Origin of the sequence: Pseudomonas sp. SJZ079, from assembly GCF_007993865.1 — a bacterium.
In the GTDB taxonomy this organism is placed as follows: Bacteria; Pseudomonadota; Gammaproteobacteria; order Pseudomonadales; family Pseudomonadaceae; genus Aquipseudomonas.
Window position 1 is genome coordinate 25,253 of sequence record NZ_VIUH01000039.1, and the last position, 6,740, is coordinate 31,992.

At 64.1% G+C, this 6,740-nt stretch carries 6 protein-coding genes; all 6 read left to right on the forward strand.

All coding sequences use genetic code 11. The features are described 5' to 3' along the window. Positions 1 to 80: 80 nt before the first annotated feature. Positions 81 to 1,307, forward strand: coding sequence for a carbohydrate porin (locus FBY03_RS22075; RefSeq protein ID WP_147174491.1), 1,227 nt, complete (start codon positions 81 to 83; stop codon positions 1,305 to 1,307). Between the two features lie 38 nt (positions 1,308 to 1,345). Next, positions 1,346 to 2,263, forward strand: a complete 918-nt coding sequence (locus FBY03_RS22080) for a D-hexose-6-phosphate mutarotase (protein ID WP_147174492.1) — start codon at positions 1,346 to 1,348, stop codon at positions 2,261 to 2,263. 419 nt (positions 2,264 to 2,682) lie between these two features. Further along, positions 2,683 to 4,131, forward strand: coding sequence for a pyruvate kinase (gene pyk / locus FBY03_RS22085; protein ID WP_147174493.1), 1,449 nt, complete (start codon positions 2,683 to 2,685; stop codon positions 4,129 to 4,131). 112 nt (positions 4,132 to 4,243) lie between these two features. Further along, on the forward strand, positions 4,244 to 4,420 hold the full coding sequence (locus FBY03_RS23005) for a hypothetical protein (RefSeq protein ID WP_156088624.1): 177 nt from the start codon (positions 4,244 to 4,246) through the stop codon (positions 4,418 to 4,420). Next, positions 4,413 to 5,720, forward strand: coding sequence for a phosphopyruvate hydratase (eno, locus tag FBY03_RS22090; protein WP_147174494.1), 1,308 nt, complete (start codon positions 4,413 to 4,415; stop codon positions 5,718 to 5,720). Before FBY03_RS23005 ends, eno begins: the two co-directional genes overlap by 8 nt. A 118-nt stretch (positions 5,721 to 5,838) precedes the next feature. Next, positions 5,839 to 6,740, forward strand: a 902-nt coding sequence (locus tag FBY03_RS22095) for an aldehyde dehydrogenase family protein (RefSeq protein ID WP_147174495.1), incomplete at its 3' end; no start/stop codon positions are given.

Genomic DNA, 6,740 nt, shown 5'->3' on the forward strand with positions numbered 1-6,740 from the left:
GCTCATGGCTGCGCCTGCCTGTTGCACAGCCATGAGCCAGTGCGGTGAGCGGTAAAACAATAAAAACAAGAGGAGTGGATATGCGAGCAGCAACGAGCTTGAGCCTGGCATTGGCCGTGGGTTATTTAGCGTCACCCGCGGCGGCGTATGCCTTGGAGTTCACCGGCTACCTGCGCAGTGGCGCCGGCACTTCGGATGGTGAGCGGCAGTCATGTTTTCAGTTGCCGGGGGCGCAATCGAAGTTCCGCCTGGGTAATGAGTGTGAGCAATACGCGGAGCTGGATCTGCGCCAGGATCTGTTGACCCTGGACGATGGCTCGGTGGTCAGCGTCGAGGGTATGGCGCAACTGTTCAACGAGTACGGCCACACCCCGGAGTTCACCGGCGAGCACGGCTTCTCGCGGATGTCGCAGCTGTATACCGAGTGGAGCAAGCTGCCGGCCCTCAATGGCGGTTCGTTGTGGGCGGGACGGCGTTACTACAAGCGTAACGACATCCACATCTCCGACTTCTTCTACTGGAACCAGAGCGCTACCGGCGCGGGTATCGAGGATTACGAGCTGGGCGGGCTGAAGTACAGCTACGCCTTCTCGCGCAAGGACAGCGTATTCCAGAAGGAATACATCAACCGTCATGACTTCAACGTCGCCGGCTTCGACACCAACCCCAATGGCGAGTTGGAATTCGGCCTGAGCTTCATCGACAAGCCGCGGCATATCGAGGGGGCGCACAGCGGCTGGTCGATCACCGCGCAGCACAAGCAGCAGGACTTCCTCGGCATCGGCGGCAAGAACACCCTGGCCCTGCAGTACGGTCCGGGGCCCGGCACCGCGCTGGGCTCGACCGGGGATGTGATGCTGGATGACAGTGCCAAGCGCTACCGCATGGTGGAGTTCTTCGACTGGCAGATCACCCCGCGTCTGGGGGGTCAGTTCCAGGTGGTCTATCAGAAGGACAAACGCGCCAATCGGGACGATGAGAACTGGCTGTCGGTCGGCGGTCGTACCAGCTATGCCTTCACCGAGCAGTTCAAGCTGGTCGGCGAAATAGGCCACGATCAGGTCGATGCCGAGGGCGGCACGCGCAAGCTGACCAAGTTCACCGTGGCGCCGACCTGGTCGCCGGCCGGACCCGATTTCTGGGCGCGCCCCGAGTTCCGCCTGTATTACACCTATGCCAGCTGGAACCAGGCGGCGCAGAACGCTGCCAGCCAGATGGCGGCCGGCTCGGCGTTGTCCGACAGCGGCGCTTTCGGCAGTGCGCGGCACGGCTCCAACTTCGGCGCGCAGGTCGAATACTGGTGGTGACGGCGAAGCGCGAGCGGCTGTCGTGACGAGGCGCGGTAATGCCGTTAGCTAAGCCACGGCGCTTGCCCGGTTGCTCTGCGGACAAATCGGCAACCCAGCCAGGGCGTGCGCTTGAGCACCCCCTGGCTGAGTTGTTTCTGCAGCCTGCGCGGGAGCCCTTGCGCTGGGTGACGCATCAGGGGCGCGAGTTGCTGTTGGTTGAGCATCCGCGTTGCCAGGCAGTGTTCAGCCGCCAGGGTGGTCAGCTGCTGCATTTCCAGCCGCGCGGTGAGCGGCCCTGGCTCTGGTGCGCCAGTCACTGGCAGCCGCACGGGCCGATTCGCGGGGGTGTGCCTATCTGCTGGCCCTGGTTCGGCCGGCACCCGAGCGAGAGCGGCTGGCCGTCCCATGGCTGGGCGCGACTCAGCGACTGGCAGTTGCTGCACAGCGAGGTGCGCGAGCAGGGCATCTCCCTGCGCTGGCAACTGGAGCTGTGCGACTGGCGAGTGACCCTGGAGGCCGAGTTGGACGCCGGGATGAATTTGATTCTGTGTACGCGCCATCAGGACAGTCAGCCCTGTCAGCTCAGCCATGCCTTGCACGCCTATTGGCGGGTCAGCGAGGTGTCGGCGGTGGCGCTACTGGGCCTGGAGGGCGCGCAGGGCTATGACCTGTTGACTCGCCGCGACTGCCAGCAGCATGGCGGGCTACGTATCGAGGATGACTGCCACCGGATTTTTCGTCGCGGCGGCCTGCTGCACTTGCAGGATCCGGGCTGGCAGCGACGCTTGTCGATCGACACCACTGGTGGTGCTAACAGCGTGGTCTGGCATCCCGGTAGCCGGCCGCTGACCGATGTCGGCTGGAATGAGGCGCTGGGCTTCCTGTGTGTCGAGGCGGCCAGCTGTGGCGCCGACAGCCTGAGCCTGCAGCCAGGCGAGGCCGGTGTGCTGCAGTTGCAGGCGCGACTGGCCTGACACAGTCGCCCAGGCGTGCCGATCGCCGAGGTCGGGGTGCTTATCCATTTCTCTGCGGTTGCTCTGACCTGCTCATGGCAGTGCCGCGGCATTTCCAGCCGGCTGAATTGGTGGTTCTGCGCGGCAGGCGCTGTGCTGCGCGCGGTTACTTTTGGGTCTTTTATCGTAATGTTGTTTTATTACAACAAATTCTCTTGATTGATTGAGTTTGTAGGGGTATTTATATGTTGTTTTGGCAAAGCAACCATTTATCGCCATTCAATCCAGTCGGAAGTGGTTCGTATCGGCAGTCATTCGCTGCGCCTCGCGCACGGCTGTCGGGATGCTCCGGTTCTGGCGATTGAACGTCGCGTCCCTGCTTTGTCGGCGAGCCCAGGTCTTGCCCTATCCGTAACACTAGCCATTGAGGGAATTCAGCTATGCAGCGCAGAACAAAAATTGTCGCCACCCTGGGGCCTGCCACCGAAAGCCCTGAGGCCATCGAAGGGCTGGTACTGGCTGGGGTGGATGTAGTGCGCCTGAACTTCTCCCACGGCAGCGCGCAAGAGCACATCGCTCGCGCCGATCTGGTGCGCGAGATGGCCCGCAAGCATGGGCGCTTCGTCGCGGTGCTGGCCGACCTGCAGGGGCCGAAGATTCGCATTGCCCGCTTCGCCGCAGGCAAGGTGCAGCTGGACAAGGGCCAGGGGTTCATCCTCGACGCCACGCTGGACAAGCAGGCCGGCGACGCGCAGGCCGTCGGCATCGATTACGAGGCGCTGATCAACGACAGCCGCCCGGACGACATCCTGTTGCTGGATGACGGGCGCATCGAACTCAAGGTGCTGCGGGTCGAGAGCAGCAAGTTGCATTGCCAGGTGCTGGTCGGCGGCCCGCTGTCCAATAACAAGGGCATCAACCGCAAGGGCGGTGGCCTGTCGGCTGCCGCGCTGACCGAGAAGGACTGCATCGACATCAAGACCGCCGCCGCCATGCGGGTCGATTACCTGGCGGTGTCCTTTCCCCGCGATGCCGCCGACATCCAGCTGGCGCGCCGGCTGCTGCACGAGGCGGGCGGCGAGGCCGGCTTGATCGCCAAGATCGAGCGCGCCGAAACGGTAAATGACCTCGACGTACTGGATGCCATCATCGAGACCTCCGACGGGGTGATGGTGGCGCGCGGCGATCTGGGGGTGGAGATCGGCGACGCCGAACTGGTCGCGGTGCAGAAGCTGATCATCGATCGCGCGCGCAGCCTCAATCGCGTGGTGATCACCGCGACGCAGATGATGGAATCGATGATCACCCAGTCGATGCCGACCCGCGCTGAAGTGTTCGACGTGGCCAACGCGGTGCTCGATGGCACCGATGCGGTGATGCTCTCGGCCGAAACCGCGGCTGGCGCTTATCCGATCGAAACCGTGCAGGCCATGCGCCGGGTGATCATCGGTGCGGAAAAGCATCCCCTGGCGCATCGCTCCAAACACCGCATGGATGAGGTGTTCCACCGGATCGATGAGTCGGTCGCCATGTCGGCCATGTATGCGGCCAATCACCTGCATGGGGTCAAGGCGATCATCTGCATGACCGAGAGCGGCGACACGCCGCGGCTGATGTCGCGGATTCGCTCGCACCTGCCGATCTACGCCTTCTCGCGCAATCCGCGCACGCAGAACCGCGTCGCGCTGTTTCGCGGCGTGCAAACCATTCCCTTCGACAGCGATGCCTGGCCGATTACCGAGGTCAACAGCCGCGCGGTCGACGAGCTGGTGCGCCGTGGCGTGGTGGTGGAGGGCGATCACGTGTTGATCACCCGCGGCGATCACGCCAGTGCGCAGGGCGGCACCAACTGCCTGCGGGTGATCCGGGTGGGCGACAGTATTTGTTAAGGCTCTGCCCCAATCGGTTGCTGCGCTGGTTAACAGGCTGCAACACGACGAAGAGCTTCGGCTCTGTGCAGCAGATAACCGGGACCTGACCTTTGTTAATCGAGGAGTGAGTGTGAACCGATCCAGTATCCACAACGAACGCAGCGTGCTCGTACCGCCGGCCGAGGGCGACTGGCCGCGCGATTTCGATTTTCGCGAAGCCTATGCCGAACAACGCGAACTGCTCGAGTCGCCGGCCGATCGCGCAGTGAACTCAACGACTTCAACGAGTGCCGAGAACCATGCATAAAACAACCCTTATCCAACAGGTCGCGGCGCGGGAAATTCTCGACTCGCGTGGCAATCCCACGGTAGAAGCGCTGGTGACCCTGAGCGGCGGTGCGCTGGGCATCGCCAGCGTGCCCTCCGGGGCTTCCACCGGCACGCGCGAGGCGCTGGAGTTGCGCGACGGCGCGCGGCGCTACCAGGGCAAGGGGGTGATGCGCGCCGTGGCCAACGTCAATGGCGCCATCCGTGACTGCGTGCTGGGCCTGGATGCGCTGGATCAGCAGGCGGTCGATGCGGCGATGATTGCCCTGGACGGCACCGAGAGCAAGGCCGAGCTGGGCGCCAATGCGATTCTCGCGGTGTCCCTGGCCTGCGCCAAAGCCGCCGCCGCGGCGCAGGGCGTGCCGCTGTACCAGCACCTGGCGGCACTCTACGGTCAGCCGGGGCAGTTCAGCATGCCGGTGCCGATGATGAACATCATCAACGGCGGCGAGCATGCCGACAACAATGTCGACATCCAGGAATTCATGATCCAGCCTGTCGGCGCCAGCTCGTTCAAAGAGGCGTTGCGCATGGGCGCCGAGGTGTTCCACACGCTCAAGGAAGTGCTGAGTGAGCGCGGCCTGAGCACCGCCGTCGGCGACGAAGGCGGTTTCGCCCCTTCGCTGGCCTCCAATGAGGGGGCGCTGGTGGTGATCCAGCAGGCGGTTGAGCGCTCTGGCTATGTACTGGGTAAGGACATCACCCTGGCCCTGGATTGCGCGGCCTCGGAGTTCTACCGCGATGGTCACTACGTGCTCGCTGGCGAGGGTAAGGCCTATGACGCCAAGGGCTTTGCCGATTACCTGGCCGGGTTGTGCCAGCGCTACCCGATCGTCTCGATCGAAGACGGCATGGACGAAAGCGACTGGGATGGTTGGGCCTACCTCACCGAGAAGCTCGGCCAGCGTGTGCAGCTGGTGGGCGATGACCTGTTCGTCACCAATACCCGGATCCTCAGCGAAGGCATTGAGCGCGGCATCGGCAACTCGATCCTGATCAAGTACAACCAGATCGGCAGCCTCAGCGAGACCTTCGCGGCCATTCGCATGGCCCAGGCGGCTGGCTACAGCGCGGTGATCTCGCACCGCTCCGGCGAGACCGAGGACACCACCATTGCCGACCTGGCGGTCGCCACTTGCGCCGGGCAGATCAAGACCGGTTCGCTGTGCCGCTCCGACCGGGTCGGCAAGTACAACCAGTTGTTGCGCATAGAAGAGGCGCTGCAGGGACGCGCGGCCTACAGCGCCGAGGCGTTGCTGGCGCGGCGCCAGGCCGGCTAGCACTGAGTTGCGGGACGGGCGTCGGCGGCTGGCCGCTGCCGTGAATGTTGTTCACACCGGGCATGGGTCGTCTGTCTGCCGACGGCCTGGGCCACTTGTTATCAGATGAGGTAATGCCATGACCACCGTTAGCCGTCTCGACACGCTATTTCCGACCCTAGCCGAGATTCCCGAGCAGTACCGCCTGGGTGAGCCCATCGAGCAGCGCGACTACCTGGTCGATGGCCAGTTGCTGACCTGGAACGGCCCACTGGCAACCGTGCGCAGTCCGGTGTTTCTCGCCACCGAGGAGGGCGATCAGCAGGTGATTCTCGGCAGCACGCCGCAGCTGGATGCCGAGGCGGCGCTGGTCGCCCTGGAGGCTGCGGTGCGCGCCTATGACAATGGTCAGGGCGCCTGGCCGACCATGCGCGTGGTCGAGCGCATCCAGCATGTCGAGGCGTTCCTGGCACGCATGCGCGAGCAGCGTGAGGTGGTGGTCAAGCTGCTGATGTGGGAGATCGGCAAGAACCTCAAGGACTCGGAGAAGGAGTTCGACCGCACCTGCGACTACATCGTCGACACCATCGGTGCGCTGAAGGAGCTGGATCGTCGCTCCAGTCGCTTCGAGCTGGAGCAGGACACCCTCGGCCAGATTCGCCGCGTGCCGCTGGGCGTGACCCTGTGCATGGGGCCCTACAACTACCCGCTGAACGAGACCTTCACCACCCTGATCCCGGCGCTGATCATGGGCAACACCGTGGTGTTCAAGCCGGCCAAGTTCGGCGTGCTGCTGATTCGCCCGCTGCTCGAAGCCTTCCGCGACAGCTTCCCGGCCGGGGTGATCAACGTGATCTATGGCGGCGGGCGCGAGACCGTCAGCGCGCTGATGGCCAGCGGCAAGATCGACGTGTTCGCCTTTATCGGCACGCACAAGGGCGCCAGTGCGCTGAAGAAGCTGCACCCGCGCCCGCACCGCCTGCGCGCCGCCCTGGGTCTGGATGCGAAGAATCCGGGCATCGTGCTGCCCGAGGTCGACCT

Bases quoted from the DNA above. Each gene is read 5' to 3' on its own strand.
- FBY03_RS22075 (WP_147174491.1), top strand. From the start codon at position 81: ATGCGAGCAGCAACGAGCTTGAGCCTGGCATTGGCCGTGGGTTATTTA.
- FBY03_RS22080 (WP_147174492.1), top strand. From the start codon at position 1,346: ATGCCGTTAGCTAAGCCACGGCGCTTGCCCGGTTGCTCTGCGGACAAA.
- pyk (WP_147174493.1), top strand. From the start codon at position 2,683: ATGCAGCGCAGAACAAAAATTGTCGCCACCCTGGGGCCTGCCACCGAA.
- eno (WP_147174494.1), top strand. From the start codon at position 4,413: ATGCATAAAACAACCCTTATCCAACAGGTCGCGGCGCGGGAAATTCTC.